Raw genomic sequence first — 25,951 nt, forward strand, 5'->3', positions numbered from 1 at the left:
ATGGGGAAAGGAACAATCACATGGTGAACGACCTGATCGCACGCGGCTTCAGCGGGGCCATCCGCGCCCTGACCGGCGCGCGTGCGCTGTGGGAGGGCTGCGGACCCTCGGCCGACCGGCGGGTGTACTTCGGCAACCACGCCAGCCACGGCGATTTCGTGATGATCTGGTCGGCGCTGCCCTTTGGCCTGCGCCGGCGCGTGCGCCCGGTGGCGGGGGCCGACTACTGGAACCGCAGCCGCCTGCGCCGCTACCTCATCCACCGCGTCTTCAACGGCGTTCTGATCGAACGCGAGCCCGCGCAGCGCAGCGAGGATCCGATGGTGACCCTGTGCAACGCGGTCGATGGCGACGCCTCGCTGATCCTGTTTCCCGAAGGCACCCGCAACACCGGCGACGGGCTGCTGCCGTTCAAGAGCGGCATCTACCATCTGGCCCGGCAGCGGCCGGAGCTGGAGTTCGTCCCGGTCTGGCTCGACAACCTGCACCGGGTCATGCCCAAGGGCCGCCTGCTGCCGCTGCCGCTGCTCTGCACGGCGCGCTTCGGAGCGCCCATGCGGCTTGTGCCGGGTGAAGACAAGCAGGGCTTCCTGGACCGGACGCGCGCTTCCCTGCTGGCGCTTTCGGGCAGCGATGCCGGCGACGTGGCGACACCGGAGGACCCGGCATGATCGACCTGCTGCGGGGACTTTCCGACACCGCGCTGCTGTTCGCAGGCATCGGTGCAGTGCTGGTCGTGGCCACCCTGGTCGCCGAGACGCTGCGCTGGCGCGCCGACGGCCCCAGCGCGGTGATCGACAACCTCGTCGCCCGCATCCGCGCCTGGTGGGTGATGGCGGCCGTGGTCGGGCTCGGCTTCCTCGGCGGGCGGATCGGCATGACCCTGCTGTTCGCGCTGATCTCGCTGTTCGCCCTGCGCGAATTCATCACCCTGACGCCCACCCGGCGCGGCGACTACTGGGCGCTGGTGGCTGCGTTCTACGTGGTGCTGCCCTACCAGTACTGGCTGGTGTACAGCGACTGGTACGGCATGTACACGCTGCTGATCCCGGTCTATGCGTTCCTGTTCCTGCCGATCCTTTCGACCATCGGCGGCGATACCACCGGCTACCTGGAGCGCACCTCGAAAGTGCAGTGGGGGCTGATGGTCAGCGTGTTCTGCATCTCCCACGTGCCGGCACTGCTCAACCTGCAGATCGACGGCTATGAAGGCCGCAACCTGCTGCTGATCGCTTTCCTGGTGATCGTGGTGCAGTCGTCTGACGTGCTGCAGTACGTGTGGGGCAAGCTCTGCGGGCGCCGCCTGATCGCACCCCGGCTGTCGCCGTCGAAGACCGTGGAAGGTTTCATCGGCGGCGTCGCCTCGGCCTCGGCGCTGGGTGCCGCGCTGTGGTGGATCACCCCGTTCACGCCCTTGCAGGCGGCCCTGCTGGCGCTGGCGATCAACCTGATGGGCTTCTTCGGCGGCCTGGTGATGTCGGCGATCAAGCGCGACCGCGGCATCAAGGACTGGGGCCACATGATCGAAGGCCATGGCGGCATGCTCGACCGCCTGGATTCGGTCTGCTTCGCAGCGCCGGTGTTCTTCCACCTGGTGCGCTATTGGTGGGCGTGACTAGCGTGCTGCCGGCACCACCGCCCGATACCCCCGCTGCGCCAGTGCGTCGAGCACCGCGGCCACGGTGTCAACGCTACGGCCATGCGGAGCGCCTTCGTGGAGCAGGACGATCGCGCCAGGTGCGAGGTCGCGGGCGATGCGCCCGGTGACACGGGCGGGGTCGGATTCGACGGCGTCGTAGCCACGGGCGCTCCAGGCCAGGCGGGCAAGGCCGGCCTTGCGCAGCGGCGCGTGCACGAAAGGATTGGCGTGGCCGACCACGGCGCGGAACCAGCGCGGCGCGGTGCCGGTGATCGCGGTCAGCGCCTGCTGGCAGTCGAGGATCTCGCGGCGCATCGCAGCCGGACCCAGTGCCCAGAAGCGGGCCTGCGGGTGGGTGTGGCTGTGGTTGCCGATGCTATGCCCGCGGGTCGCGATTTCGCGCACCAGTTCCGGTCGCGCCCGTGCGCGTTCGCCGACGAGGAAGAAGGTGGCTTTCGCGCCATGGGCATCGAGCAGGTCGAGGATCGCCGGCGTGTCCGGCGACGGGCCGTCGTCGATGGTCAGCCAGACTTCCGGCACGGCGGTGTCGAAGCGGGTCGCGACCGGGCCGAACAGCCGCGATCCGGGCCGCAACGTGCCCCAGACGAGGCCGAGGTGGAGCACGAGCAGCAGCGGCAGGCCCCAGCGCCAGCCCAGCTGCCACCAGGCCAGGGCCACGGCGGCGTGCAGCAGCAGCACGACCCAGGCCCAAGCATGGGGATGGCGGGGGATGGCGTGCAGCGGGGAAGCGCCGGAATCGCGGGAATTTCGAGGCATCGGGGGATGGTGGCATGGGAACCACGGCTGTGGTGGCTTGCCGCATTCGCCGCTGTAGCGGCTCCCACAAAAACCCGGCCGGGTCGCGTGTCGATGATGCCGGTCAAGGCTGCGCGGCGGCGCGGGGAGTACCCTATGCGGCCCACTCTCAACACCGCGGTGCCCGCCATGTCCCTTGCCCCCGAACTCCGCCAGCGCATCGAAGACCTGCTCCAGGCCAATCGCATCGTGCTGTTCATGAAGGGCGATCCGCAGGCGCCGCAGTGCGGCTTCTCGTCCAAGGCGGTGGCCGCGCTGTCGTCGCTGGAAGTCCCCTACGCCCACGTCAACGTGCTGGCCGACGGCGAGATCCGCGAAGGCATCAAGGCCTATGGCGACTGGCCGACCATCCCGCAGCTCTACATTGGCGGCGAGCTGGTCGGCGGCAGCGACATCATCGAGCAGATGGCGAACTCGGGCGAACTGCACGCCGCCGTCGGCCTGCCGCCGCCGGACCGCACGCCGCCGGCCATCACCATCACCCCGGCCGCGCAGCCGATGCTGCGCAAGGCCATCGACGATGCCGGCGGCGACCTGGCCGTGCAGATCGACATCGACCCGAACTTCCGAACCCGGCTGGCGCTGGCCACCCGCAATGCCAACGCCATCACCGTGGAGTGCAGCGGCATCCCGGTGCAGGTGGACGTTGCCGCCGCGCGTCGCGCCGACGGCCTGATCGTCGACTGGGCCGACGACGCCCGCGGCAAGGGCCTGGTGATCGAGAACCCGAACGCGCCGCCCGCAGTGCGCGCGCTGGCGCCGGTGGATGCGCAGGCGCGCGCCTCCAACGGCAGCCTGCGCCTGGTCGACGTGCGCCCGGCCGACGAGCGCGCGCAGGCCACGGTGCCGGTGCCGCATTCAACCCTCGACGGCGGCCCCGGCGCGCTGGAAGACCTGCCGAAAGACACCGTGCTGGCCTTCGTCTGCCACCACGGCGGCCGCAGCGCGCAGGCGGCGGAGCATTTCCGCCAGCTCGGCTTCCGCGAGGTCTACAGCGTCGAAGGCGGCATCGACGCCTGGTCCGAGCACGTCGACGGCAGCATCCCGCGCTACTGATGTCCATGTGGGAGCCGCTACAGCGGCGATCGCGGCCATGGCCGCTCCCACACGGATTCAGAAGCCGCCGCCGGCGTCCAGCCAGGCCTGTTCCTCGGCGGTGTTGGCGCGGCCCAGGGCGTGGTTGCGGTGCGGGAAGCGGCCGAAGCGCTCGATGACGTCGAAGTGGCGCACCGCGTAGTCGAGCGCCATCTCGCCCAGGTCGCGCATCAGCGCTACCGCGTCTTCCTGGTCGGCGATGCGTTCGGAATGCTCGAAGGCCAGGTAGCAGAACATCCGCAGGCCTTCTTCGACCTCCTGGTCCAGCCCGGTTTCGATCATGCGCCGGGCGTAGTGCAGGGCCAGCGGATCGGTGGCGTAGGAATGCGCGCTGCCGCGGAAGATATTGCGCGGCACCTGGTCGAGCAGGATCTGCAGGGCAAGCGCGCCTTCGGCGTCGTCCATCCAGGCCTCCAGTTCGCGGCGCGCGGCGGTGAAGTGCGCGGCCTCCAGGTACCGCCGCACCTCTTCGTCGAAGGCGTCGCCACCGCGGAACCACTTCTCGTAGCCGGCATCGCGCCAGAAACCGACCACCTCGCCCGCCGTGGGCAGCGCAGTTGCATCGTTCATTCGTCGAACCTCAGGTGGCGCACGGACTTGCCGTGGCGGCGGATCAGGCGCAGCGCCTCGATGCCGGTCTGGATGTGTCCCTCGACGAAGCGCGTGCTCACCTGTGCGTCGGAAGCCTCGGTCTTGACGCCCTCGGGGATCATCGGCTGGTCGCTGACCAGCAGCAGCGCGCCGCTTGGAATGCGATTGGCGAAGCCGGCGGCGAAGATGGTCGCGGTCTCCATGTCGATGGCCATGCAGCGCATCGTGCGCAGGCGCTCCTTGAACGCGGCGTCGTGCTCCCAGACGCGGCGGTTGGTGGTGTAGACGGTGCCGGTCCAGTAGTCGAGGCCGGCGTCGCGGATCGAGGTCGAGACCGCGCGCTGCAGCGCGAACGCCGGCAGCGCCGGGACCTGCGGCGGCAGGTAGTCGTCGCTGGTGCCCTCGCCGCGGATGGCGGCGATCGGCAGCACCAGGTCGCCGAGCTGGTTCTTCTTCTTCAGCCCGCCGCACTTGCCAAGGAACAGCACAGCCTTGGGCGCGATCGCCGACAGCAGGTCCATCAGGGTGGCCGCGTTGGGGCTGCCCATGCCGAAGTTGATCATGGTGATGCCGTCGGCGGTGGCGCTCGGCATCGGGCGGTCCATGCCGACCACCTTGGCGCCGGTGAGGCGCGCGAAGTGGCCCAGGTAGCCGCCGAAGTTGGTCAGCAGGATGTGCTCGCCGAAGCCGTCGAGCGGCACGCCGGTGTAGCGCGGCAGCCAGTTTTCGACGATCTGTTCTTTTTCCTTCATCCGTTCCTCCTTGTTTGCGCTGATTCTGGCATGACGCGATCGCGGCTATGGCCGCGATACCCGCCATGGCCGCCCCCCCCGACTTCCGGCCATTGCCGCAAGGCCTCCGGCGCGGATACGGTGGGTGGCGAACCACGGGGAACACCGATGACACTGAAGCCACAGGCCGCGCTCGCCGCGGCGCTCACCCTTGCACTGGCCACCGGCTGCGCAACCACCAGCGCCGCGGGTGACCGCGGGGATGCCGGCAACCGCAGCAACTCCGCGGCCGCCGCGACCGGCGCGTCCGGCTCGCCCGGCGACGCCTATCCCAGCACCTACCGGCGCATCGCCAGCGCGCCTGTGCTGGTCGGCGGCGCCACCGTGCTCGACGGTGCCGGCGCACGACTGGACGGCGCCGACGTGCTGATGCGCGATGGCGTCATCGTCGCCGTCGGGACCGGCCTGGATGTGCCGGCGGATGCGATCCGCATCGACGGCAGCGGCAAGTGGGTCACGCCCGGCATCATCGACATCCACTCGCACCTTGGTGTGTACCCGAGCCCGGGCACGCGCTCGCACAGCGACGGCAACGAGATGACCTCGCCGGTCACCGCCGCGGTCTGGGCCGAGCACTCGGTGTGGCCGCAGGACCCCGGCTTCCACGCCGCGCTTGCCGGCGGCGTGACCACGCTGCAGATCCTCCCCGGCTCGGCCAACCTGGTCGGTGGCCGCGGCGTGACCCTGCGCAACGTGCCCGCCACCAGCTACCAGGCGATGAAGTTCCCGGGCGCCCCGCACGGCCTGAAGATGGCCTGCGGCGAGAACCCCAAGCGCGTCTACGGCCAGAAGGGCGGGCCGGCCACGCGCATGGGCAACGTCGCCGGCTACCGCGCCGCCTTCATCGACGCCGCCGACTACCGCGACAAGCGCGCGAAGGACGGAGGCAAGGACGGCAAGCGCGACCTCAAGCTCGAGACCCTGGCCGGCGCGATGGACGGCGAGATCCTCATCCACATCCACTGCTACCGCGCCGACGAGATGGTGACCATGCTCGACCTGGCCGACGAGTTCGGCTTCAAGGTCGCGGCCTTCCACCACGCCGTGGAGGCCTACAAGATCGCCGACCGCCTGGGCCGCGACGGCGTCTGCGGCGCGCTCTGGGCCGACTGGTGGGGCTTCAAGATGGAGGCCTTCGATGGCATCCAGGAGAACATCGCCATTGTCGACCGCGCGCCCGGCGGCTGTGCGATCGTCCATTCCGACTCCGACGAGGGCATCCAGCGCCTCAACCAGGAAGCCGCGAAGGTGATCGCGAACGCGCGCCGCGCGGGTATCGATATCAGCCCCGAACACGCGATGACCTGGCTGAGCCGCAATCCGGCGAAAGCCATGGGCATCGCGGAACGCACCGGCACCCTGGAGCCGGGGAAGATGGCCGACGTGGTGCTGTGGAACGGCAATCCCTTCAGCTCCTACGCGCTGGCCGAACAGGTCTGGATCGAAGGCGCGACCGTCTACGACCGCCACGACCCCGCGCGCCAGCCGCGCTCGGACTTCATGCTCGGCCGCGGCGCCGCCGCGGGAGGCGCCCGATGAGCCGCCTGCATCGCGGAAGCACCCCCTGTGGCAGCGACCCCTGTGGGAGCGGCCATGGCCGCGATTCGATGGCACCGCGATCGCGGCCATGGCCGCTCGCACCAGTGCGGGCCTGGCTGCTGATTGCGGCGGCCCTGCTCGCCCCGGCGGCCGCCGCCGCGCAGGACCTGCTGATCCGCAACGCCACCGTGCATACCGCCACCGAGCGCGGCACCCTGCAGGGCGCCGACGTGCTGGTGCGCAACGGCCGCATCGCCGCGGTCGGCACCGGCCTGGATGCCGGCGGCGCCACCGTGGTCGAAGCCGGCGGCAAGCCGCTCACGCCCACGCTGTTCGGCGGCATCACCGGCATCGGCATCGAGGAGGTGTCGGGCGAGGAAGCGACCACAGACGGCACGCTCGCGCTCGGCGGCAGCGCGCACGACATGGTGGTGCGCCCCGAGTTCGACGTCACCCTGGCCTACAACCCGGACTCGCTGCTGCTGCCGGTGGCGCGCGTGGAAGGCATCGGCTTCACCCTGCTGTCCGCGGGCACCGGCGCCGGCGGCTCGATCATCGGCGGCCAGGGCGCGGCCATGCGCCTGGACGGCGGCGACCAGTCGGCGGGCCCGAAGCTCCTCTTCATCGACCTCGGCAGCCGCGCCTCCGGCCTCAGCGGCGGCTCGCGCGCGGCGCAGTGGATGCTGCTCGACCAGCTGGTGGACGAGGCGCGCGGGCGGATCGACGCCGGCTCGCACGCGGCGCTGCTGACGCCGGCCGGACGCGACACCCTGCGCCGCCACATGGACGGCGATCGCCCGCTGGTGGTCGCGGTGGACCGCGCCGCCGACATCCGCCAGCTGCTGCGCTGGGCGAAGAAGCACGGCGTGCGCATCGCGATCCGCGGCGGCGGCGAGGCCTGGCGCGTGGCCGGTGAACTGGCCGCGGCGAAGGTGCCGGTGTTCGTCGACCCGCTCGACAACCTGCCGGCCAATTTTGACCGCATCCACGCCAGCCTGCGCAGCGCCGCGGTGCTGCGCGCGGCCGGGGTCGAGGTGGGCTTCACCCAGGCCGGCGACGCCTCGCACAACGCGCGCAAGATGCGCCAGCTGGCCGGCAACGCCGTCGCCCACGGCCTGCCCTGGGAAGACGGCCTGGCCGGACTGAGCCGGGTACCGGCGCGCGCGTTTGGCGTCGACGGCGACATCGGCGCGATCGCCCCGGGCCTGCGCGCCGACCTGGTGCTCTGGGACGGCGACCCGCTGGACGTCGCCAGCCTTGCGCAGCGGGTGTGGTTCGACGGCCGCGCGATCGACATGCGCTCGCGCCAGACCGAGCTGCGCGACCGCTACCTGCGCGCCGAACCCGACGCCGCCCGCGGCGAACTGCCGCGGGCGTATCCGGCCGCCGGCCAACGGTGACTACCGCCGCCAGCCACCCGCAAGGGCTGGCGTACCGCGCGGACATCGATGGCCTTCGCGCCATCGCCGTCCTCGCGGTGATCTGCTATCACGCATTCCCGGGCCTGGTGCCCGGCGGCTTCGTCGGCGTCGACGTCTTCTTCGTCATCTCCGGCTACCTGATCACCTCGCTGCTGCGCGACGAACTCGCGTCCAGGCAGCGGATCCGGCTCGGCGCCTTCTATATGCGGCGTATCCGGCGGCTGTTCCCTGCCCTCGGCCTGGTGTTGGCGGCATGCCTGGTGGCCGGCTGGTGGCTCCTGGTTCCGTCCGACTACGCCATGCTTGGCCGGCATGCCGCCGCATCCGCCGGCTTCATCGCCAACCTCGTCTTCTGGTTCGACGCCGACTATTTCTCACCCGCCGCGGACACCCTGCCGCTGCTGCACCTCTGGTCGCTGGGCGTGGAGGAGCAGTTCTACCTGGCCTGGCCGCTGCTGCTGGTGCTGGCCGCGCGCATGGGCGTCGGGCTGCGCGGGCTCGCGGTACTGGCAGGTGTCCTGTCGCTGGCCGCCTGCCTGATGTTGACTCCGAAGGACCCCAGCGCGGCCTTCTTCCTCCCCTTCACCCGATTCTGGGAACTGCTGGCCGGCGCATGGCTGGCGCTGCGGAGTCCGGTCGGGACGGCCGCGGCGCCACCGCGTCGACACGCACTTGCAGAGATGGCTGCCGTGGTCGGCCTCGCCCTGGTGCTGGTGGCCTGCTTCATCCTCGACGACCAGGCGGCTTTCCCCGGCTGGCGTGCGCTGCTGCCGGTCATCGGCTGCCTGCTGATGATGACCGCCACGCCCGCCACGCGGTGGATGCACTGGCTGCTGTCACGTCCCGCCCTGGTCTGGATCGGACTGGTCAGCTACCCGCTCTACCTGTGGCACTGGCCGCTGCTGTCCTTCGCCCGCATCCATGCTGCGGGCGAAGTCGCGCCGCTGCTGCGCCTGGCGCTGGTTGCGCTGGCCTTCGCACTCGCGGGGCTGACCTGGTGGCTGGTGGAGCGGCCGCTGCGCCGACGCATGCGCGCACGCGCGGCGCTGCTGGTGCTGCTGCCGGCGATGTCCGTGGTGCTGCTGGCATCGCTTGCGGTGTGGGGCCTGCGCGGCATCGAGTCGCGCGCCGGAGAGCCGGTCCGCGCCTACGCGAACTATGGCTACGACTGGCGCGAACCCAGTCGCGAGGGCCGCTGCTCACTGACCGGCGCCAGCGGCGAGCCGGCGATGTTCCTGCCCGAGTGCGTCGACCCGCCCGGTCCGGCGGCGCGGCCGCTCGTGGCCATTTGGGGCGACTCGCACGCGGCACTGCTTTATCCGGGCCTGCGCGAGGCCGCGGGCGATCGCCTGCGCCTGGCCCAGTTCACGCGCAGCGGCTGCAGGCCGTACCTGTCATCCACCAAGCCGTTCTGCCGCGAGAGCAATGCCTGGGTGATCGCACGCATCGCCGAGCTGCAGCCGGAGTACGCGGTGCTCTTCAGCTACTGGACCGCCAACGACTACGTCGACCCCGCCCAGGTCCTGCGCGACCTCGATGAAACCATCGTCGCGATGCAGGACGCCGGCGTGCGCCAGGTCGTGGTGGTCGGTCCCGCGCCGCGCTGGCGCGAGTGGCTGCCGAAGCTGCTGGTCCGGCGCTACGACGCCGCCCCCTTCCTGCGCGTGCCGCAGCGCCTGCACGGTGAGACCCTGCCCGAACCCGGCGTCCTCGACCGGGCGCTGGCCACCGCGCTGGCCGGGCGCACTGGCGTCACCCATGTTTCCGCGCTGGACCGGTTGTGCGACCTGCGCGGCTGCCTGGTCTACGTCGACGATCCCGGCGAACTCACCACCTGGGACTACGGCCACCTCGGCCCGCGCGCGTCGCGACGGGTCGCCGACGGGGTGCTGGACGCCCTGGACTGAGCATTGACCACGGTCAATACGCCTTGGCACGCCGCGGCCGATCATCGCCCCGAACCCCTCGGGAGACCCGCAATGCATCCTGTCCTGGTCGAAATCATCGCCCGCCCTGTCGGCTGGATGCTGATCGCCGGCACGCTGATCATGATCGGCATCGGCATCGGCGTACCGCTGTTCATCCGCCACCGCGAACGCCTCGAAGCCGACGAGGCCCGGCGCCGGGGCGAGCCGACCCCGAACCGCTGAGCCGGGGCACGTGTCCGGCGAACGCCCCGATGGTGTGCGACGAGCTGCTGCCCGTTACCGTCGGCATCGGCAGGGTCGGCGCTGCCCGTCCCGTGCGTTTCTCCGTTGTAGTCCGCGCTGCCCCCGTCCACCACCGCGCAAAAGGTCCGGGCCGCGCAACGCGAGGTTAACGGGGGGTCGCTAAGCTTGCCCGATCGCCACACCACGGACGCCGCTATGGCCACCCGCTACTTCATCGCCATCCCCGACCCGGCCGCCGCGCGCACAGCGGGCGAACTTGCCTTCACCGCGCACGGCGCCGAGGGCTTCGCCCGCGACCTGCAGGAGGCGCTGCGCGGCGACCAGCTGTTCGAACGCTGGCGAGCCACCCAGGACGAGCCGGACGAGGTCGACCCGCTGCTCGGCGCCACCGATCCCGCCGCCACCGTGGAGGGCGTCCAGCGCGAGAAGCGGATCGAGCTGGTGGCCAATACCAGCCTGCGTGGGGACGTCTTCAAGCACCGCATGCGCCTGCTGGCCGGCTCCGCCTGGGAACTGCGCGACGTCCGCGCCGGCTGAACGTGGACCGCCGGCCGGTGCTGCTCGCATGGAGCGGCGGCAAGGACGCGGCCTGGGCGCTGCATGCGATGCGGCGCGACGGGGTCGACGTGCCCGGCCTGCTCTGCACGATCACCGAAGGCCACGAACGTGCGTCCATGCAGGGCGTTCGCGTGGACGTGCTGCGCGCGCAGGCCGCGGCGGCGGGATTGCCGCTGCTCGAATCGCGCATTCCCCAAGCCTGCGACAACGCGTGCTACGAAGCGGCCTTCGCGGCGGCGCTGGACGCCGCCCGCACGCGCTGGCCGGGCATCGACCGCATCGCCTTCGGCGACCTGCTGCTGGCCGATATCCGCGCCTGGCGCGAGGCGCTGTGCACGCGGCTGGGCTGGACCGCCACCTTCCCTCTCTTCGGCTGTGACACCGCGGCCCTGGCGCGCGACATGATCGCGGGCGGGCTGCGCGCGACCCTGTGCTGCGTCGACACTCGGCAGCTCGACGCCGCGTTCGCCGGCCGAGACTTCGACTCGGCCCTGCTCGGCACGCTGCCGCCCGACATCGACTCCTGCGGCGAGAACGGCGAGTTCCACACCTGCGTCAGCGACGGCCCGATGTTCAGCACACCGCTCACGCTCGAGCGCGGCGACACCGTGCTGCGCGATGACCGCTTCGCGTATACGGACTTCCTGCCTGTCAGTCCCGGAGCGCCGCCGCATGGTGCGCGACATGGTCGCCGATGAAGCTGGCGATGAAGTAGTAGCTGTGGTCGTAGCCGGGCTGCATGCGCAGGGTCAGCGGGTGGCCGGCGGCCTCGCAGGCAGCCTGCAGCAGCTGCGGCCGGAGCTGGTTGTCGAGGAACTCGTCGGCGTCGCCCTGGTCGACCAGCAGCGGCAGCCTTTCCTTCGCGGTCTTCACCAGCTCGACGGTGTCGTACTGCTTCCACGCCTCGCGGTCGTCGCCGAGGTAGGCGCCGAAGGCCTTCTCGCCCCACGGCACCTGCGACGGCGCCACGATCGGCGAGAACGCCGAGACGCTGCGGTAGCGGCCGGGATTCTTCAGCGCGATCGCGAGCGCGCCGTGGCCGCCCATCGAATGCCCGCTGATCGCGCGGCGGTCGCTTGCCGAGGGATCGGCTTCGACCCAGGCCGGCAGTTCGTCGACGATGTAGTCGTACATGCGGTACTGCCGTGCCCACGGATCCTGCGTGGCGTTGACGTAGAACCCGGCACCCTTGCCGAGGTCGTAGCCTTCCGCATCGGCGACGTCATTGCCGCGCGGGCTGGTGTCGGGCGCGACGATGATGATTCCGTGCTCGGCGGCATAGCGCTGCGCGCCGGCCTTGGTGATGAAGTTCTGTTCGTTGCAGGTCAGGCCCGAGAGCCAGTACAGCACCGGGCACGGGCCGTCGGCAGCCTGCGGCGGGAAGTACACGCCCACGGTCATGTCGCAGCCGAGGACCTCGGAGCGGTGGCGGTAGACGTCCTGCCAGCCGCCGAAGCTGGCGCGGTGTTCGATGCGTTCCATGGCGATTCTCCGGAAGATCTGTGGATGGGTACGGAAGGGGTTGGCGCGGCCGCGATTCAGCGCCGCGCCGCGCCCTGCATGTCGGCGGACTCCAGCATCCTGCGTCCGCGCGCCTGTGGCAGGGCATCGGCCAGCGCGGCGGCGACATCCTCCGCGGCAATGCCGCGCAGGCGCGCCGGCAGCAGCGGCCGCAGCCAGCGGTCGAGGCCGGCCGCCAGGTGTTCGCCCCGGCGACGCGGCTGGCCCAGCACGTCGCGGTCGCCGAGCAGCAACGAGGGCCGCGCGATCACCAGGGCATCCAGCGGCAGCGCCGAGAGCGCGTCCTCGAGCTCGCCCTTGCTTCGGCTGTAGAACACGCGCGAGCCGGAGTCCGCGCCCATGGCGCTGACCAGGCCGATCCGCGTGGCACCCGCGGCCAGCGCCGCGCGGGCCACGGCGAGATTGGCGTCGAAGTCCACCGCACGGAAGGCCTCCCGGCTGCCGGCGACGCGGATCGTGGTGCCAAGCGCCAGGAAGGCTTCGTCCAGCGGCGGCAGCGGCGGCAGGCCGCTGAAATCGACCACGTGCAGCCGCAGTTTCGGCGACGACAGCGGCAGCGGGCGGCGCAGCAGCGCATGCACTTCGGCCACGCCGGGATCGGCGCACAGGCGCGCGACCAGTGCGCGCCCGACCAGTCCGCTGGCGCCGGCCACCAGGACGCGTCGCGTGCGCGTGCGCGCGGCCGTGCCCGTGGCAGTAGTCGTGTCCCTCGCGCCGCCTTCGTTCACGTCGCCGGCTCAGTACCGGATGACGGTGCGGATCGACTTGCCTTCATGCATCAGGTCGAAGGCCTCGTTGATGCGCTCCAGCGGCAGCGTGTGGGTGACGAACGGCGCCAGCTGGATGTCGCCGCGCATCGCGTCCTCGACCATGCCCGGCAGCTCGCTGCGGCCCTTCACGCCGCCGAAGGCCGTGCCCAGCCACTTGCGACCGGTCACCAGCTGGAACGGGCGGGTGCTGATTTCCTTGCCCGCGCCGGCCACGCCGATGATCACGCTCTGGCCCCAGCCGCGGTGCGCGCACTCCAGCGCCGCGCGCATCACATCGACGTTGCCGATGCACTCGAAGCTGTGGTCCACGCCCCAGCCGGTCATCTCGACGATCACCTGCTGGATCGGCTTGTCGTGGTCCTTCGGGTTCACGCACTCGGTCGCGCCCATCTGCCGTGCGAGCTCGAACTTCGACGGATTGGTGTCGATGGCGATGATGCGGCCGGCCCTTGCCTGCTTCGCGCCCTGGATCACGGCCAGGCCGATCGCGCCAAGGCCGAACACCGCCACGCTGTCGCCCTCGGCCACCTTGGCGGTGTTGTGCACCGCGCCGATGCCGGTGGTCACGCCGCAGCCGAGCAGGCAGGTGTGCTCCGGGTTGGCCTCCGGGTTCACCTTGGCCAGCGAAACCTCGGCGACCACGGTGTGTTCGGCGAAGGTCGAGCAGCCCATGTAGTGGTAGACCGGCTGGCCGTTGTAGCTGAAGCGCGTGGTGCCGTCGGGCATCACGCCCTTGCCCTGGGTGGCGCGCACGGCCACGCACAGGTTGGTCTTGCCGCTCCTGCAGAACAGGCATTCGCCGCACTCGGCGGTGTAGAGCGGGATCACATGGTCGCCGGGCTTCACCGAGGTCACGCCCTCGCCTACTTCCACCACGATGCCGGCGCCCTCATGGCCCAGCACCGCCGGGAACACGCCTTCCGGATCCTCGCCCGACAGCGTGAAGGCGTCGGTATGACAGAGCGCGGTGTGGGTGATCTTCACCAGCACCTCGCCCTGCTTCGGGCCTTCGAGGTCGAGCTCGACGATCTGCAGCGGCTTTCCGGCTTCGAAGGCGACGGCGGCACGGGTCTTCATGGTTTCAACTCCTGCAATGCGATGGCGAGGTTGGCGGCCGCGGCGCGGTGGCGCCGTGGCGGCTGCGTGTGGGTCATTTCAGATAGGAACGGATCAGCCCGGTCATTTCGGCGACGCGCGCCTCGCGATCCGACGCGTCGGCCGCCGGCTGCCCGAACTGCTCGCGCAGATGCGATTCGAGTACCTCGCTCATCAGTCCGTTCACGGCGCCGCGGATGGCCGCGATCTGCTGCAGCACCGGGCCGCAGTCGACGCCGGATTCCAGTGCGCGCTCAAGGCCCTCGCACTGGCCGCGGATGCGGCGGATGCGCGCCAGGACCTTGCGCTTTTCTTCGGGCGAATGGGGCAAGGTGGCGAACCCGACGAATAGTGGGGGGTAGTATATCAGGGCGGCTGGGGCGCGCTAGACTCCGCTGCAGCATGCAGACCCTTCGGCACCTGACGGCGTTCCTGCTCGCCGTCCTGCTGTGCGGCGCGGCGACGGCACGGCCGCATTCGCCCGACGCTCCGACCGCCGCCGACGACCACGTCCCGCTCGATCACCTCCCGGCGCTGAAGGGCGGCTATTTCCCGCTCGCTTCGAAGGCCAACGGCCGCATGTACCACGTCTACGTGCGCACCCCCGAAGGCTACGACGCCGCAGGCGCACAGACCTGGCCGGTCGTCTACCTGCTCGACGGCGACAGCCTGTTCCCGCTCCTCGCGCCCACCCATCTGTTCCTCGGCTACGACGAGAAACTCCCCGAAGCCATCATCGTCGGCATCGGCTACGGCAGCTTCGATCCAGCGATCAACAAGCGCGACGTCGATTTCACCGGCCAGGCCGGGGACACGGCACCCGGCCAGGGCGGCGCGGAACAATTCCACGACTTCCTGCGTGACCAGCTGCTGCCCGAGGTCGAAGGCCGGTACCGGGCCGATCCCGCGCGTCGGGTGCTGGTCGGCCAGTCCCGCGGCGGCTATTTCGTGCTCTGGTCGGCGCTGAAGGACCCGGACCTGTTCCGGGGGCGTATCGCCAGCAATCCGTCCTTCGCGCCGGCGCGCGGGCAGCTGTTCGCCGCGCCCGCTCCGCACCGACGCGACGACCTCGCCGTGGTGGTCGCCAGCGGCGCGCGCGACACCGCGGAGCGGGTACGCAACGCCGCGGAGTGGAGCACGGCCTGGCGCGGGCGCGACGATGCGCCGTGGCAGGTGCAACTGATCACCCTGCCCGAAGGCACGCACGCCGCCAGCATTGGCGAGGCGTACCGGCGCGCGATGCTGTGGCTGTTCCGTGACCAGGCTCCACCGGCAGTGCCCTGGCGCGCTTCGTCCCAACCGCGACAACATCCACATGTACGACCTGCTGCTCCCCAAATTCGTCCACACGCTGGAGCTTGGCGCGCATGACGGCTGGCACGCCGGCCTGCCGCTGGAGCGCCTGCCCGAGGGGCCGATCCAGGCCCGCTGCGGGACCGCATCGCCGCTGCTGCTCGTCCGCGCGCTGACGCCGCTGTTCCATCGCGATGTCATCGTCTTCCTGCGCGAGCGCGGGGCCGACAACCTGCAGGCGGTGCCGGTGGCGCTGCACACCCCCGCCGGCGTGCTGCACGACTGGCAGGCGGTGAACGTGGTGGGCAGGATCCCGCTGGCCAGCTTCGCCCTCGAGCTGCCGCCGGTGGACACCATTCCCGAGCCGCGGCGCAGCGCTGCGCAGGCGGCGATGGAGGAGGCCGCGCCACTCCTCCGCATCCTGCGCCAGGCACCGCCGCCGCCGCGCCCCAGCGCGCCGATCGCGCGACTGGCCGAAGGCCAGCACCCGCTGCTGATCCGCAGCGACGTGATGGCGGCACTGGATGCGCGCTTCAACCTGCCGGTGGCCGGCAAGGTCGTGCACCAGGTGCGCTTCGACGACCTGCGCTTCAGCGATTTCTGCACGGGCACGGGCTTCGCCGCGCTGCTCGCGCAGTCCTGTCCCGCGCCGTAGCGCGCGGCGTGGCGCGGTTGCCCCCTGATCGACGGCGGCACCGCCTACCGCGTGGTCGTGACCGGCGCCCGCCTTACCCCCGCGCCGGCATCAACGCGTCGTCCAGCGCCCTGGCCCGCTGGTAGGCCGGGCGCGCGCGCAGGCGCTCCGCCCAGGCGGCGAAGGCAGGACGATCGGGAATCGATTTGAAGGCCAGGCCGAAGTCGACCTGGCTGCCGACGTAGACGTCGGCGGCGCTGAAGCGATCACCCAGCAGCCAGGGCGACGCGGCATCGGCAGCCTGCTCCAGCACGTCCATCGTCTGCCCGTAACTGCCATAGCCGACGAAGGCGGCCCTCTCCGGCGGCGCCAGCTGGCCCAGGGCATTGGCCGACACCGCGGCTTCGACCGGACCCGCGGCGAAGAACATCCAGCGCAGGTAGGTACCGCGCAGCGGATCGTCAAGCGCGGGCGCGAGCCCGGCATCGGCGAAGGCATCGGCCAGGTAGGCGCAGATCGCGGCCGCCTCGGTCACCACCACGCCGCGGTGCTGCAGCGCCGGCACTTTGCCCATCGGGTTGATCGCCATGTATCCGGGCGACTTCATGCTCTTGCCGTACTCCTGCACCACTTCGCGATACTCGACGCCGAGCTCTTCAAGCATCCAGCGCACGATCCTGCCGCGCGACATCGGGTTGGTGTGGAAGACGAGTTCGCTGGTCATGGCGGATTCCTGGGGTTCCATGCGGTACGGGATCAGCCGGTGTTCTGGATGCCGGCGGCGATGCCGTTGACGGTCGCAAACAGCGCCCGCAGCAGCTCGTCGTCTGTGCTGCCGCCCTCGCGCCAGCGGCGCAGCAGCTCGACCTGCAGAAGACTGATCGGATCGACGTAGGGGTTGCGCAGGCGGATCGACAGGCGCAGGCGGTAGTCGGTGGCCAGCAGCTCGTCCTCGCCCTTGATCGCGAGGATGGCGTCGCGGGTGCGGGTGAACTCGGCGGCGATGCCGGGAAAGAACGCGCCATGTGCGTCGCCGGCCAGGCGCGAGTAGCGTTCGAAGATGTCGAGGTCGGACTTGGCCAGCAGCATCTCGACGTCGTCGAGCATGGCGGCGAAGAAGGGCCAGTCGCGGGCCATGGCGGCCATGGCATCGAGACCGTGCTCGGCGATGCCGGCCTCCAGCGCATGCCCGACGCCGTACCAGCCGGTCAGGCCGGAGCGGTTCTGCGACCAGGCGAACACCCAGGGGATGGCGCGCAGGTTGGCGATGCCGCCGTCGCGGCGGCGCGAGGGGCGCGAGCCGATCTGCAGGCGCTCGATCACGTCCACCGGCGTGGCGGTGCGGAAGTAGGCATTGAAGCCGGGGTCTTCGTGCACCAGCGCGCGGTAGCAGGCGCGCGCGTCAGCGGACAGGCCGTCGGCGACGGCGCGCCACTCGCGCACGCGCGCATCCTGCGACCGCGGCCGCAGGCTCGCGCGCAGCACGGCGCCGGTCATCTGCTCGAGGTTGCGCAGCGCCAGCGCGCGGATGCCGTACTTGCGGTGGATCACTTCGCCCTGCTCGGTCACGCGCAGGCGGCCGCCGACGGTGCCACGCGGCGCGGCGATGATCGCGCGCTCGGTCTTGCCGCCGCCGCGGCTGACCGAGCCGCCGCGGCCGTGGAAGAACACCAGGCGCACGCCGGCCTCGCGCGCCAGCCGCATCAGGTCCACCTGCGCGCGCTGCAGCGCCCAGCGCGAAGCCACAAGGCCACTGTCCTTGGCGCTGTCGGAGTAGCCGAGCATGACGACCTGGCGGTCGCCGCGCGCGGCGACGTGGCGGCGATACACCGGGTCGTCGAACAACGCGCGCATCACGCCGGCGGCGGCGTCGAGATCGTCGACGGTTTCGAACAGCGGCGCGACGTCAAGCGGCACATGGTCGTCTTCGACGCAGCCGGCAATGCGCGCCAGCGCCAGCACCGCCAGCGCGTCCGCGGCGCTGCGGCTCATGCTGACGATGTAGGGGCCGAAGGCGTCAGCGCCGTAGCGGGCGTGCGCGGATTTCACGGTGCGGAACACGTCCAGCGCCTGCGCCGCAGCGTCCGCACCGGGCCGCGGCGGCGCGGGCGTTTCGATCAGCGCGTGCAACTGCGCCAGCCGTGCGTCCAGTGGCTGCTCGCCCCAGTCGTCATCGCCCTGCAGCGCCGCCAGCGCGGCGTCATGCGCGGCGGAGTCCTGGCGCAGGTCGAGCGCGGCCAGGTGGAAGCCGAAGCTGCGCACGCGCCGCAGCAGGCGCCCCAGCGCGAAGCGGCCGGCGCGGTCGCCGCGGTTGCGGGCGAGGCTGGCATCGATGAGTTCGAGATCGCCGAGGAAGCCTTCGACGCCGTGGTAGGCCGCGCCGGCGTCCTCATCCACGGTCGCCGCCAGCCGCGCCGACATCAGCTCCATCAGCTGCCGGTAGGGCATGTCCGCCTGGCGCGCGCGGAGCTTGGATGCGGCACCGGGCATCAAGGCCCTGTACTCGGCCAGCCGCGCCTCCACCGCGGCGTCCACGCCGGCGCGATCGCGGGTCTGCGTGAGCACCTGGCCCAGCGCGCGCAGTTCGTCCCGGTACTGCTCCAGCACCTGCGCGCGCTGCGCGGCCAGCGCGGCCTCGATGGTCGCGGCGCCGACGTTCGGGTTGCCGTCCATGTCGCCGCCCACCCAGGTGCCGAAGCGCAGCACATTGGGCAGCTCGATGCGCTTGCCCCAGGCTGCTTCCACGGCATCGGCGAACACTTCGTAGAACGCCGGCAGCACCCGGAACAACACGCTGCCCAGGTAGTGGCCGATGTGGTCGACCTCGTCGGTCACCGTCGGCTTCAGCGGCGGCGCCTCCGAGGTCTGCCAGGTCGTGGCCAGGGCCTGGCGGATGCGCGACTCGTCGCTCAGGCGCTCCTCCGGCGTGCGCGTGCGATCGATGTCGGCCACCAGGCGCTCCACGATCACGCGCTCCTTGGCCAGCAGCGCGCGGCGCACGGCTTCGGTCGGATGTGCGGTGAACACCGGCTCCACCCAAAGCCCGGGCAGCAGCGCTTCCAGCTCGTCCAGGGTCACGCCGTCGGCGTGCAGCGCACCAAGCACCGCTTCCAGACCACCCGGCTGCGGCCCGTCCTCGCTGCGCTGGTGGTCGCGGCGGCGGCGGATGCGGTGCACCCGCTCGGCCAGGTTGATCGCGCCGAACCAGGCCGAGAAGGCACGCACCAGCGCATCGGCACTGTCGGGCGACACCCGCGCCAGCTCCGCGGCCAGCGCATCCACCGGCTCGCCGTTCTCGCGCCGCGAAATCGCCGCGCGTCGAACCGCTTCCACCTGCTCCAGCAGCGCGGGCGAGACCTGCTCGCCGAGCATGTCGCCGACCATCGCTCCAAGGCGGCGCACGTCGTCGCGCAGCAGCGCGTCGGTGTCGGCGAAATCGAGCTGCTCGCGCAGCGGTACGTCGGGGCTTCCGGCAGGGATGTTCATGCCTGAAGGCTACACCGCCAGGCGTGGCGGCTCAGTAAGCGAACTCGCGGAAGACGCGGTCGATGTCGCCGCCCCACTCGCCGCGGTACAGCGCGAGCTTGCGTTCGGCCGGGGTCTCGTTGGCCTGGGCGAATTCGACCAGCGGGTCGAGGAAGTGGAGTTCGTCCTGGCCCTGCTCGTTGAGCCGTGCGCGGCGGGAGAGGCCCGCGGCGGAGATCTCCAGCGCGCGCAGCGCCAGGTCGCGCACGGTGCCATTGCGGAAAGGCAGCTTGAGCGCATGCCTGGGCACGCCGTCGCGCAGGGCGTGGCGCTCGGCCAGGCTGAAGTCCTTCACCAGGTCCCAGGCAGCATCCAGCGAGGCATCGTCGTACAGCAGCCCGACCCAGAACGCCGGCAGCGCGCAGATGCGGTTCCACGGACCCGAGTCGGCGCCGCGCATCTCCAGGAACTGCTTCAGGCGCACCTCCGGAAACGAGGTGGTCATGTGGTCGGTCCAGTCGCGCATGGTCGGCAGCGCACCCGGCAGGGCCGGCAGCCTGCCCTCCATGAAGTCGCGGAAGGACTGGCCGCTGGCGTCGTGGTACACGCCGTCGCGGTAGCTGAAGTACATCGGCACGTCGAGCAGGTAGTCGACGTAGCGCTCGAAACCGAAGCCGTCCTCGAACACGAAGTCGAGCATGCCGGTGCGGTCGGGATCGGTGTCGGTCCAGATGTGCGAGCGGTAGCTGAGGTAGCCGTTGGGCTTGCCCTCGGTGAACGGCGAGTCCGCGAACAGCGCGGTCGCGATCGGCTGCAGCGCCAGCGACACGCGGAACTTCTTCACCATGTCGGCTTCGCTGGCGAAGTCCAGATTGACCTGCACCGTGCAGGTGCGCGTCATCATGTCCAGGCCGAGGTCGCCGACCCTGGGCATGTAAGCGCGCATGATCCTGTAGCGGTCCTTGGGCATCCAGGACATGTCCGCGCGCGTCCACTTCGGCTGGAAGCCCATGCCGAGGAAACCCACGCGCAGCTCGTCGGCCACCGCCTTGACCTCGAACAGATGGCTGCCCACTTCACGGCAGGTGTCGTGGATGCTTTCCAGCGGCGCACCCGAGAGTTCCAGCTGCCCGGCGGGCTCCAGCGTGACCGAAGCGCCGTCCTTGAGCAGCGCGACCACCTTACCGTGCTCCTCCACGCGCTCCCAGCCGTAGCGGGTCAGGCCTTCCAGCAGCACGCCGATGCCGCGATCGCCCTCGTAGGCCGGCGGGCGCAGGTCGTCCAGGCGGAAGCCGAACTTCTCGTGCTCGGTGCCGATGCGCCAGGCCTCGGCCGGCTTGCTGCCGGCGGCAAGGTAGGCGACGAGTTCATCGCGCGAGCGGATCGGCGCGGCGGGAGTGGCTGGGTTCGGATCGGTCACGTGGCGGGCCCATCGACGCTCGTTGGCAGCGCGACCGTTCACGGTCATGCGCGGAGTGCGCCACTATATCCCCTGGCCCGCGAACATCCGCGGCCGCTGCCGGATTGCAGCGTCGCCGCCATCGACGTAATCAAGCCGGGGCGCCGCCGCGCCGCTTGCCTGATACCGTCGCGCCGGGCCTCAGTTGGCCGGGATCTCCAGCCAGCTGCAGATCACGCCGCGGGCCTGGTCGACGCCGAGCTTGGATTCGCCGGAAAACGCCTGCACGCCCACGCTATCGCCGAACTCCTTGGCCAGGTCGCGCTTCACGGCCTGCATCGCGTTGCCGACCGCGCTGCGCGAGAGTTTGTCGGCCTTGGTCAGCAGCGCATGCGCCGGCAGGCCGCGGCCCACGGCATAGGCCAGCATGTTGCGGTCGTAGTCCTTCAGCGGGTGGCGGATGTCCATCACCACCACCAGGCCGCGCAGGGCCTCGCGCTTCTTGAAGTAGACGTCGAGGAAGGCCTGCCAGTGGGCCTGCAGGTCCTTGGGCACCTTGGCGTAGCCGTAGCCGGGCAGGTCCACCAGGTACTTGCCCTCGTACTGGGGCAGGTTGAAGAACACCAGCTGCTGGGTGCGCCCGGGCGTCTTGGACACCCGCGCCAGCGCGTTCTGCTGGCACAGGGCATTGAGCGCGCTGGACTTTCCGGCGTTGGAACGGCCGGCGAACGCGACTTCGAAACCGCCTTCGGGAGGCAGTTGGCGGGGGGTATGCGCCGACATCATGTATTCGGCGCGAGCGAGGGGATTGGCCATGGGACACAGGATCGCACGAGCGGGCGACCAGGGCGGGTTTGACCACCCTGCTCCGGCGACTGGATAATGACCGGCCTTGCGACCGCGGGCTTCCGCTGCCCGCAATCCTGATTCCCGGAGTCCAGCCAGATGCGTCACGCCCGCCGCTACCTCCTCGCCGGATTCGCCGCCCTGGCGGTCGGTGCCGTCGCTTTCGCCCAGACCACGGTCGCCCCGCTGGAGGAGGCCGAGCCGGTGGAGACCCTGCCGCTGGAGTCGGTGAACGCCCTGGCCGAACTGGCCACGACCACGCCCGGCAATGCCCAGAACGGCGCCACGCTCGCCGGCACCTGCGCCGCATGCCACGGCCTGGACGGCAAGGCCACCATCGGCGAGATCTACCCCAACATCGGCGGCCAGAGCGAGCGCTACATGGCCCGCCAGCTGGCGCTGTTCAAGAGCGGCGAGCGCACCAGCGCGATCATGCAGCCCTTCGCTTCGATGCTTTCGGCGCAGGACATGCGCGATGTCGGCGCCCATTACGCCAGCCAGGGGTCCTCGGCCGGCATCGCCGACGACACCGTGGTCACCGAAGGCCCCTACCAGGGCATGAAGTTCTACGAGGTCGGCCAGCAGCTGTTCCGCCGCGGCGACTTCGAGCGCGGCATCCCGGCCTGCATGGCCTGCCACGGCCCATCGGGCGCCGGCAACCCGGGCCCGGCCTACCCGCACGTCGGTGGCCAGCAGTCCTGGTACACCGCGCGTCGCCTCGAGGAATACCGCGCCGGCACCACCAACGAGCGTGATACCGGCATGTTCGACATCATGGCGTCGATCGCAGCCGAACTGAGCGACGAAGAGATCAGCGCGCTGTCGAGCTACATGCAGGGCCTGCACACCCGTCCCGACGCGGCCACCCTGGCGGCGATCGCGAACATGCCGGCGCCGGCCGCGGCCGCGGCCGCGCCCGCCGACGCCGCACCCGCCGCCCCGGCGGAAGGTGAAGCAGCCCCGGCCGCGGACGCGGGCGCGGACACCAGCGCGCCGACCGAAGGCGAAGACGCCGGCCAGGCGACCGAAGCGAGCGCCACGGACGTCCAGCAGTCGCCGTGACGCAGGCCGGCCGTCGCGGTCCAGCGGCGCCTGCCACGGGTGAGTTCCAGCGCCGGCCAGGCCCCTGTGCCGGCGCTTTCCGTTTCGAGGACCCATGTCGATGATCGAACGCCTGATTCCCGTCCTGCTCATGCTGGCGCTTGCCGTCGGCACGGTGCTTCCCTCCACGGCGCGCGCGGATGACGGCCTGGTCGAAGGCCGCGACTACGTCGTCATCAGCAACGGCCAGCCGCTCCGGACCGAGCCCGGCAAGGTCGAAGTGGTCGAGGTGTTCGCCTACTGGTGCCACGTCTGCAACGACTTCCAGCCGCACGTGAGCCGCTGGCAGCGCACGCTTGCCGGCGACGTCGCCTTCCGCTACCTGCCCGCCGCGTTCACGTCCGGCGACCCCTATGCCCGCGCATACTTCGCCCTGGACTCGCTGGACGCGCCCGCAGGGACGCATGAAGCCATCTTCCGTGCCATCCACGTCGAACAGGCCCTGCCGCAGCGCGGCGCATCGCTGGACGAGTTCGCCACGCTGCTGGGTGAGCTCGGCCTCGACCGCAGCGCGGCCACCGCCGCGATGCGGTCGCCCGAAGCGGATGCCGGCATGCGGTCTTCGCGCGATTTCATCATCGCCACGGCAATCCAGGGCACGCCGTCGATGATCGTCAACGGCCGCTACCGCGTGCTTGGCCGCAACTTCGGCGACATGCTGCGCATCACCGACCTGCTGGTCGCGCGCGAGCGCGCGGCCACATCCAATCCCAGCGTTTCCGCACCAGACGAGTCCACACCATGACCAACAAGCGCCTGCTGTTCGCCCCCCTGCTCCTGAGCGTGCTGCTCGTCGCCTGCGGCGGCGGAGAGACGCCGGCACCCGCCGATGCCGCCGTGGCCACGCCCGCCGAGGCCACGGCGCCCGTCGCCGGCGAGTCCGCGATCACCGACGAACCGGCGGTCGACCCCTCCGCCGCCGCCGACGCGCCCGCGGACACCGGCGCCAACCCGTCCGCCGACAACACCTCCGCCGACCCCGCGGCAGACGCCGCCGTGGTCGCGGCGGCACAGGCGGCCACGCAGGGCCCGGCCCTGGTCCCGGGCACCGACTACATCGAGATCCCCGGCGGCCAGCCCTTCGCACCGCTGGAGGGCAAGATTGAAGTGGTCGAGGTCTTCGCCTACTCCTGCGCCCACTGCGCCGCCTTCGATCCGCTGGTGGGGGCGTGGAAGAAGCGCCTGCCCGGCGACGTCCGCTTCACCTACCTCCCGGCCGTGTTCTACGAACAGGACAACTTCCCGAAGGCGTTCTTCGCGGCCGAGTCCGTGGGCGTGCTGGACCGCGTGCACTCGAAGCTGTTCAACGCCATGCACATCGAGCGCAGCCTGCGTCCGGACGCCAGCAGCGACGACATCATCGCCTGGATGGCCAAGCAGGGCGCGGACGCGGGCCAGCTGAAGGGCACCGTCGACAGCTTTGCCGTGAACGCAAAGGTCGCGCGCACCAAGCAGTTCATCGTCCGCAGCGGCATCGACTCCACGCCCACCGTGGTGGTGAACGGCAAGTACCGCGTTCGCGGTCGCAGCCTTGAAGACGTCCTGCGCATCACCGACCAGCTGATCGCGCGCGAACGCGCGGCGACCCGGGCTGGTGGCTCGGACTGACATCGCCAGCCAGACTCCACCGGTGCCCGATGCAGCGTCGGGCGCCGAGGGCGAGCCGGAAGCCTCTTCCGGGCCGCAGCGGCTCAAGCTGCTCAGCGCCAACATCCAGGCCGGCTCGAGCACGCGACGCTACAGCGACTACGCCACCCGCAGCTGGTCGCACGTGCTGCCGATGGGCAACAAGCGCGGCATGCTCGACACCATCGCCAAGCTGGCCGGCCGCCACGACATCGTAGGCCTGCAGGAAGCCGACCCCGGCAGCTGGCGCTCCGGCTTCACCAACCAGACCCACTACCTGGCCGAGCGCGGCGGCTTCGACTACTGGACCCACCAGCCCAACCGGCGCGTGGGCCAGTTCGCCTCCAGCGCCAACGGCCTGCTGAGCAAGTTCGAGCCGCTCGACATCGCCGTGCACGCGCTGCCCGGCCGCATCACCGGCCGCGGCGTGCTGGTGGCGCGGTTCGGCGAAGGCGACGACGGCCTGACCATCGCAGTGGCGCACCTCTCGCTGGGCGCGCAGTCGCGGGCCTCGCAGCTGTCGTTCATCGCAGAACTGCTGGCCGACACCCCGCACGCGGTGCTGATGGGCGACTTCAACTGCACCGTAGACCAGCCCGAGATGGCCGCGCTGTTCCGCCAGACCCGCCTGCAGCCGCCGGCGTGCATGGTGCACACCTTCCCCAGCTGGAAGCCGCATAAGGCGATCGACCACATCCTGGTGAGCGACGGCCTGGGCTGCCGCGACATGCAGGCCTTCCCGGCGGCGTTCTCGGACCACCTGGCGCTGTCGATCGAACTGGACGTGCCCCCCGCCGCGCTCAAGCGCTGAACCCGCCGACGCCGCCCGCGGCCGCAACGCATTGTCCACACGGAGCCACTCCGCATGCCGATCCGACCCAGCCGCGCCGCCGCGGCCCTCTTCGCCCTGATCCTGATCGCCGCCTGCGGGAATACCCCGCCGCCGTATACCGGGGGCGACGTTGGCGAGTTCCAGCGCATCGATGTCATCGAAGGCAGCGGCGACGTTGCCAAGGCCGGCGACGAGGTCAGCGTGCACTACACCGGCTGGCTGTACGACCAGGCGGCCGCAGACAGGCGCGGGGAAAAATTCGACAGCTCGGTGGATCGCGGGCAGCCGTTCGTCTTCATGCTGGGCGCGGGCCGGGTGATCCGCGGCTGGGATGAGGGCGTGGCCGGAATGCGGGTCGGCGGAAAGCGGGAGCTGCTGATCCCGGCGGACCTGGGATATGGCACCAAGGGTGCAGGCGGCGCGATACCGCCTGGCGCCTCGCTGGTGTTCGAGGTGGAGTTGCGGGATATTCGACGGTAAGAGGTCGGAGCGGGGCTGCAGGGGACGGCATCGGCGTGATGCGGTGCATACCGGCATTTTTGGGGCGGTATGCATTACCGGTGCATTTCTGCGCTGTAATCCGACCAGTGGACTTTACCGCCTCATTTTTGGGGCCTACTCGGTGTTAGGCCACATGAGAATCGCAGTTCTACTGATAGCATTTCTGGTCGTACTTTTCTTGCGTCGATTGTATTTGCGCTTTACAGCTCCGATTCGTCAAGCGAAACGAGAAAGAGCGGAAAGGGTT

The 25,951-nt window shown here is 70.7% G+C and carries 26 protein-coding genes and 1 pseudogene; 16 read left to right on the forward strand and 11 right to left on the reverse strand.

Annotated features, from left to right (window positions below; translation table 11 throughout):
* Nucleotides 1-20 precede the first annotated feature (20 nt).
* Together WCE37_RS12450 and WCE37_RS12455 are read left to right on the forward strand one after the other, a co-directional pair.
* Nucleotides 21-671, forward strand: coding sequence for a lysophospholipid acyltransferase family protein (locus WCE37_RS12450; RefSeq protein WP_343279635.1), 651 nt, complete (start codon nt 21-23; stop codon nt 669-671).
* Complete coding sequence (locus WCE37_RS12455) at nt 668-1,615, forward strand: phosphatidate cytidylyltransferase (protein WP_343279636.1); 948 nt, start codon at nt 668-670, stop codon at nt 1,613-1,615. Before WCE37_RS12450 ends, WCE37_RS12455 begins: the two co-directional genes overlap by 4 nt.
* Here WCE37_RS12455 and WCE37_RS12460 read toward each other — a convergent pair whose 3' ends face one another.
* Entirely contained in the window at nt 1,616-2,416 is an 801-nt protein-coding gene (locus WCE37_RS12460) for a polysaccharide deacetylase family protein (RefSeq protein WP_343279637.1), read from the reverse strand.
* Nucleotides 2,417-2,584: 168 nt separating this feature from the next.
* On the opposite strand from WCE37_RS12460, the gene grxD reads away from it, so the two are divergent.
* Nucleotides 2,585-3,511 carry a Grx4 family monothiol glutaredoxin gene (gene grxD / locus WCE37_RS12465; protein WP_343279638.1) on the forward strand — a complete coding sequence of 309 codons (927 nt, stop codon included), beginning with the start codon at nt 2,585-2,587 and terminating at the stop codon, nt 3,509-3,511.
* Between the two features lie 57 nt (nt 3,512-3,568).
* Here the strand turns inward: grxD and WCE37_RS12470 are convergent, their stop codons facing one another.
* Together WCE37_RS12470 and WCE37_RS12475 are read right to left on the reverse strand one after the other, a co-directional pair.
* Nucleotides 3,569-4,120 carry a DUF924 family protein gene (locus WCE37_RS12470; RefSeq protein WP_343279639.1) on the reverse strand — a complete coding sequence of 184 codons (552 nt, stop codon included), beginning with the start codon at nt 4,118-4,120 and terminating at the stop codon, nt 3,569-3,571.
* Nucleotides 4,117-4,893: an AMP nucleosidase gene (locus WCE37_RS12475; RefSeq protein WP_343279640.1), complete on the reverse strand. Its 777-nt coding sequence runs from the start codon at nt 4,891-4,893 to the stop codon at nt 4,117-4,119. The genes WCE37_RS12470 and WCE37_RS12475 overlap by 4 nt, the downstream gene beginning before the upstream one ends.
* 147 nt (nt 4,894-5,040) lie before the next feature.
* Between WCE37_RS12475 and WCE37_RS12480 the strand changes: the two genes are divergently transcribed.
* From WCE37_RS12480 to WCE37_RS12505, 6 genes are all read left to right on the forward strand, one after another.
* The gene (locus WCE37_RS12480) at nt 5,041-6,471 is read left to right on the forward strand and encodes an amidohydrolase (RefSeq protein WP_343279641.1); all 1,431 of its coding nucleotides are present in this window, start codon (nt 5,041-5,043) and stop codon (nt 6,469-6,471) included.
* Between the two features lie 68 nt (nt 6,472-6,539).
* Nucleotides 6,540-7,871 carry an amidohydrolase family protein gene (locus tag WCE37_RS12485; protein ID WP_343279642.1) on the forward strand — a complete coding sequence of 444 codons (1,332 nt, stop codon included), beginning with the start codon at nt 6,540-6,542 and terminating at the stop codon, nt 7,869-7,871.
* A complete protein-coding gene (locus WCE37_RS12490) occupies nt 7,868-9,799 on the forward strand; it encodes an acyltransferase family protein (protein WP_343279643.1) in 1,932 nt (643 codons plus the stop codon). The genes WCE37_RS12485 and WCE37_RS12490 overlap by 4 nt, the downstream gene beginning before the upstream one ends.
* A 72-nt stretch (nt 9,800-9,871) precedes the next feature.
* Nucleotides 9,872-10,042, forward strand: a complete 171-nt coding sequence (locus WCE37_RS12495; RefSeq protein WP_343279644.1) for a hypothetical protein — start codon at nt 9,872-9,874, stop codon at nt 10,040-10,042.
* Nucleotides 10,043-10,258: 216 nt separating this feature from the next.
* Entirely contained in the window at nt 10,259-10,600 is a 342-nt protein-coding gene (locus WCE37_RS12500) for a hypothetical protein (RefSeq protein ID WP_343256156.1), read from the forward strand.
* Nucleotides 10,601-10,602: 2 nt separating this feature from the next.
* Complete coding sequence (locus WCE37_RS12505) at nt 10,603-11,319, forward strand: ATP-binding protein (protein ID WP_343279645.1); 717 nt, start codon at nt 10,603-10,605, stop codon at nt 11,317-11,319.
* Here the strand turns inward: WCE37_RS12505 and fghA are convergent.
* The 4 genes from fghA to WCE37_RS12525 form a co-directional block, all read right to left on the reverse strand.
* Nucleotides 11,273-12,103 carry an S-formylglutathione hydrolase gene (gene fghA, locus WCE37_RS12510; protein WP_343279646.1) on the reverse strand — a complete coding sequence of 277 codons (831 nt, stop codon included), beginning with the start codon at nt 12,101-12,103 and terminating at the stop codon, nt 11,273-11,275. The genes WCE37_RS12505 and fghA overlap by 47 nt on opposite strands.
* A 56-nt stretch (nt 12,104-12,159) precedes the next feature.
* A complete protein-coding gene (locus tag WCE37_RS12515) occupies nt 12,160-12,870 on the reverse strand; it encodes an NAD(P)H-binding protein (protein WP_343256153.1) in 711 nt (236 codons plus the stop codon).
* A 9-nt stretch (nt 12,871-12,879) separates the two neighbouring features.
* A complete protein-coding gene (locus WCE37_RS12520; RefSeq protein ID WP_343279647.1) occupies nt 12,880-13,989 on the reverse strand; it encodes an S-(hydroxymethyl)glutathione dehydrogenase/class III alcohol dehydrogenase in 1,110 nt (369 codons plus the stop codon).
* Nucleotides 13,990-14,062: 73 nt separating this feature from the next.
* A complete protein-coding gene (locus WCE37_RS12525; RefSeq protein ID WP_343279648.1) occupies nt 14,063-14,338 on the reverse strand; it encodes a metal/formaldehyde-sensitive transcriptional repressor in 276 nt (91 codons plus the stop codon).
* 71 nt (nt 14,339-14,409) lie between these two features.
* On the opposite strand from WCE37_RS12525, the gene WCE37_RS12530 reads away from it, so the two are divergent.
* Both WCE37_RS12530 and WCE37_RS12535 read left to right on the forward strand, forming a co-directional pair.
* Entirely contained in the window at nt 14,410-15,378 is a 969-nt protein-coding gene (locus tag WCE37_RS12530) for an alpha/beta hydrolase-fold protein (RefSeq protein WP_343279649.1), read from the forward strand.
* Nucleotides 15,323-15,955 carry a hypothetical protein gene (locus tag WCE37_RS12535; protein ID WP_343279650.1) on the forward strand — a complete coding sequence of 211 codons (633 nt, stop codon included), beginning with the start codon at nt 15,323-15,325 and terminating at the stop codon, nt 15,953-15,955. The genes WCE37_RS12530 and WCE37_RS12535 overlap by 56 nt, the downstream gene beginning before the upstream one ends.
* 73 nt (nt 15,956-16,028) lie before the next feature.
* Here the strand turns inward: WCE37_RS12535 and WCE37_RS12540 are convergent, their stop codons facing one another.
* From WCE37_RS12540 to yihA, 4 genes are all read right to left on the reverse strand, one after another.
* On the reverse strand, nt 16,029-16,658 hold the full coding sequence (locus tag WCE37_RS12540) for a glutathione S-transferase family protein (RefSeq protein WP_343279651.1): 630 nt from the start codon (nt 16,656-16,658) through the stop codon (nt 16,029-16,031).
* 32 nt (nt 16,659-16,690) lie between these two features.
* Nucleotides 16,691-19,420 (reverse strand): phosphoenolpyruvate carboxylase, encoded by a 2,730-nt coding sequence (gene ppc / locus WCE37_RS12545; RefSeq protein WP_343279652.1) that lies wholly within the window; start codon nt 19,418-19,420, stop codon nt 16,691-16,693.
* Nucleotides 19,421-19,451: 31 nt separating this feature from the next.
* On the reverse strand, nt 19,452-20,867 hold the full coding sequence (locus WCE37_RS12550; RefSeq protein ID WP_343279653.1) for a glutamate--cysteine ligase: 1,416 nt from the start codon (nt 20,865-20,867) through the stop codon (nt 19,452-19,454).
* A gap of 132 nt (nt 20,868-20,999) precedes the next feature.
* Nucleotides 21,000-21,614, reverse strand: coding sequence for a ribosome biogenesis GTP-binding protein YihA/YsxC (yihA, locus tag WCE37_RS12555; RefSeq protein ID WP_343256146.1), 615 nt, complete (start codon nt 21,612-21,614; stop codon nt 21,000-21,002).
* Nucleotides 21,615-21,743: 129 nt separating this feature from the next.
* Here yihA and WCE37_RS12560 point away from each other — a divergent pair.
* The 5 genes and pseudogenes from WCE37_RS12560 to WCE37_RS12580 all read left to right on the forward strand — a co-directional run.
* Nucleotides 21,744-22,502, forward strand: a pseudogene (locus tag WCE37_RS12560) (c-type cytochrome); the annotation flags it as partial.
* A 304-nt stretch (nt 22,503-22,806) separates the two neighbouring features.
* The gene (locus tag WCE37_RS12565; RefSeq protein ID WP_343279654.1) at nt 22,807-23,490 is read left to right on the forward strand and encodes a thiol:disulfide interchange protein DsbA/DsbL; all 684 of its coding nucleotides are present in this window, start codon (nt 22,807-22,809) and stop codon (nt 23,488-23,490) included.
* On the forward strand, nt 23,487-24,353 hold the full coding sequence (locus WCE37_RS12570) for a thiol:disulfide interchange protein DsbA/DsbL (protein ID WP_343279655.1): 867 nt from the start codon (nt 23,487-23,489) through the stop codon (nt 24,351-24,353). The genes WCE37_RS12565 and WCE37_RS12570 overlap by 4 nt, the downstream gene beginning before the upstream one ends.
* 22 nt (nt 24,354-24,375) lie before the next feature.
* Nucleotides 24,376-25,182: an endonuclease/exonuclease/phosphatase family protein gene (locus WCE37_RS12575; RefSeq protein WP_343279667.1), complete on the forward strand. Its 807-nt coding sequence runs from the start codon at nt 24,376-24,378 to the stop codon at nt 25,180-25,182.
* A gap of 54 nt (nt 25,183-25,236) precedes the next feature.
* On the forward strand, nt 25,237-25,683 hold the full coding sequence (locus WCE37_RS12580) for an FKBP-type peptidyl-prolyl cis-trans isomerase (RefSeq protein ID WP_343279656.1): 447 nt from the start codon (nt 25,237-25,239) through the stop codon (nt 25,681-25,683).
* Nucleotides 25,684-25,951 lie beyond the last annotated feature (268 nt).

Origin of the sequence: Luteimonas sp. MJ250, assembly GCF_039548455.1 — a bacterium.
In the GTDB taxonomy this organism is placed as follows: Bacteria; Pseudomonadota; Gammaproteobacteria; order Xanthomonadales; family Xanthomonadaceae; genus Luteimonas.

Coding starts and splice junctions, on each gene's coding strand:
- WCE37_RS12450 (WP_343279635.1), top strand. CDS start 21: ATGGTGAACGACCTGATCGCACGCGGCTTCAGCGGGGCCATCCGCGCC.
- fghA (WP_343279646.1), bottom strand. CDS start 12,103: ATGGAACGCATCGAACACCGCGCCAGCTTCGGCGGCTGGCAGGACGTC.
- ppc (WP_343279652.1), bottom strand. CDS start 19,420: ATGAACATCCCTGCCGGAAGCCCCGACGTACCGCTGCGCGAGCAGCTC.
- WCE37_RS12535 (WP_343279650.1), top strand. CDS start 15,323: ATGTACGACCTGCTGCTCCCCAAATTCGTCCACACGCTGGAGCTTGGC.
- WCE37_RS12580 (WP_343279656.1), top strand. CDS start 25,237: ATGCCGATCCGACCCAGCCGCGCCGCCGCGGCCCTCTTCGCCCTGATC.
- WCE37_RS12495 (WP_343279644.1), top strand. CDS start 9,872: ATGCATCCTGTCCTGGTCGAAATCATCGCCCGCCCTGTCGGCTGGATG.
- WCE37_RS12520 (WP_343279647.1), bottom strand. CDS start 13,989: ATGAAGACCCGTGCCGCCGTCGCCTTCGAAGCCGGAAAGCCGCTGCAG.
- WCE37_RS12480 (WP_343279641.1), top strand. CDS start 5,041: ATGACACTGAAGCCACAGGCCGCGCTCGCCGCGGCGCTCACCCTTGCA.
- WCE37_RS12530 (WP_343279649.1), top strand. CDS start 14,410: ATGCAGACCCTTCGGCACCTGACGGCGTTCCTGCTCGCCGTCCTGCTG.
- WCE37_RS12540 (WP_343279651.1), bottom strand. CDS start 16,658: ATGACCAGCGAACTCGTCTTCCACACCAACCCGATGTCGCGCGGCAGG.
- WCE37_RS12565 (WP_343279654.1), top strand. CDS start 22,807: ATGATCGAACGCCTGATTCCCGTCCTGCTCATGCTGGCGCTTGCCGTC.
- WCE37_RS12475 (WP_343279640.1), bottom strand. CDS start 4,893: ATGAAGGAAAAAGAACAGATCGTCGAAAACTGGCTGCCGCGCTACACC.
- WCE37_RS12550 (WP_343279653.1), bottom strand. CDS start 20,867: ATGACCGTGAACGGTCGCGCTGCCAACGAGCGTCGATGGGCCCGCCAC.
- WCE37_RS12460 (WP_343279637.1), bottom strand. CDS start 2,416: ATGCCTCGAAATTCCCGCGATTCCGGCGCTTCCCCGCTGCACGCCATC.
- yihA (WP_343256146.1), bottom strand. CDS start 21,614: ATGGCCAATCCCCTCGCTCGCGCCGAATACATGATGTCGGCGCATACC.
- WCE37_RS12570 (WP_343279655.1), top strand. CDS start 23,487: ATGACCAACAAGCGCCTGCTGTTCGCCCCCCTGCTCCTGAGCGTGCTG.
- grxD (WP_343279638.1), top strand. CDS start 2,585: ATGTCCCTTGCCCCCGAACTCCGCCAGCGCATCGAAGACCTGCTCCAG.
- WCE37_RS12500 (WP_343256156.1), top strand. CDS start 10,259: ATGGCCACCCGCTACTTCATCGCCATCCCCGACCCGGCCGCCGCGCGC.
- WCE37_RS12470 (WP_343279639.1), bottom strand. CDS start 4,120: ATGAACGATGCAACTGCGCTGCCCACGGCGGGCGAGGTGGTCGGTTTC.
- WCE37_RS12455 (WP_343279636.1), top strand. CDS start 668: ATGATCGACCTGCTGCGGGGACTTTCCGACACCGCGCTGCTGTTCGCA.
- WCE37_RS12485 (WP_343279642.1), top strand. CDS start 6,540: ATGGCACCGCGATCGCGGCCATGGCCGCTCGCACCAGTGCGGGCCTGG.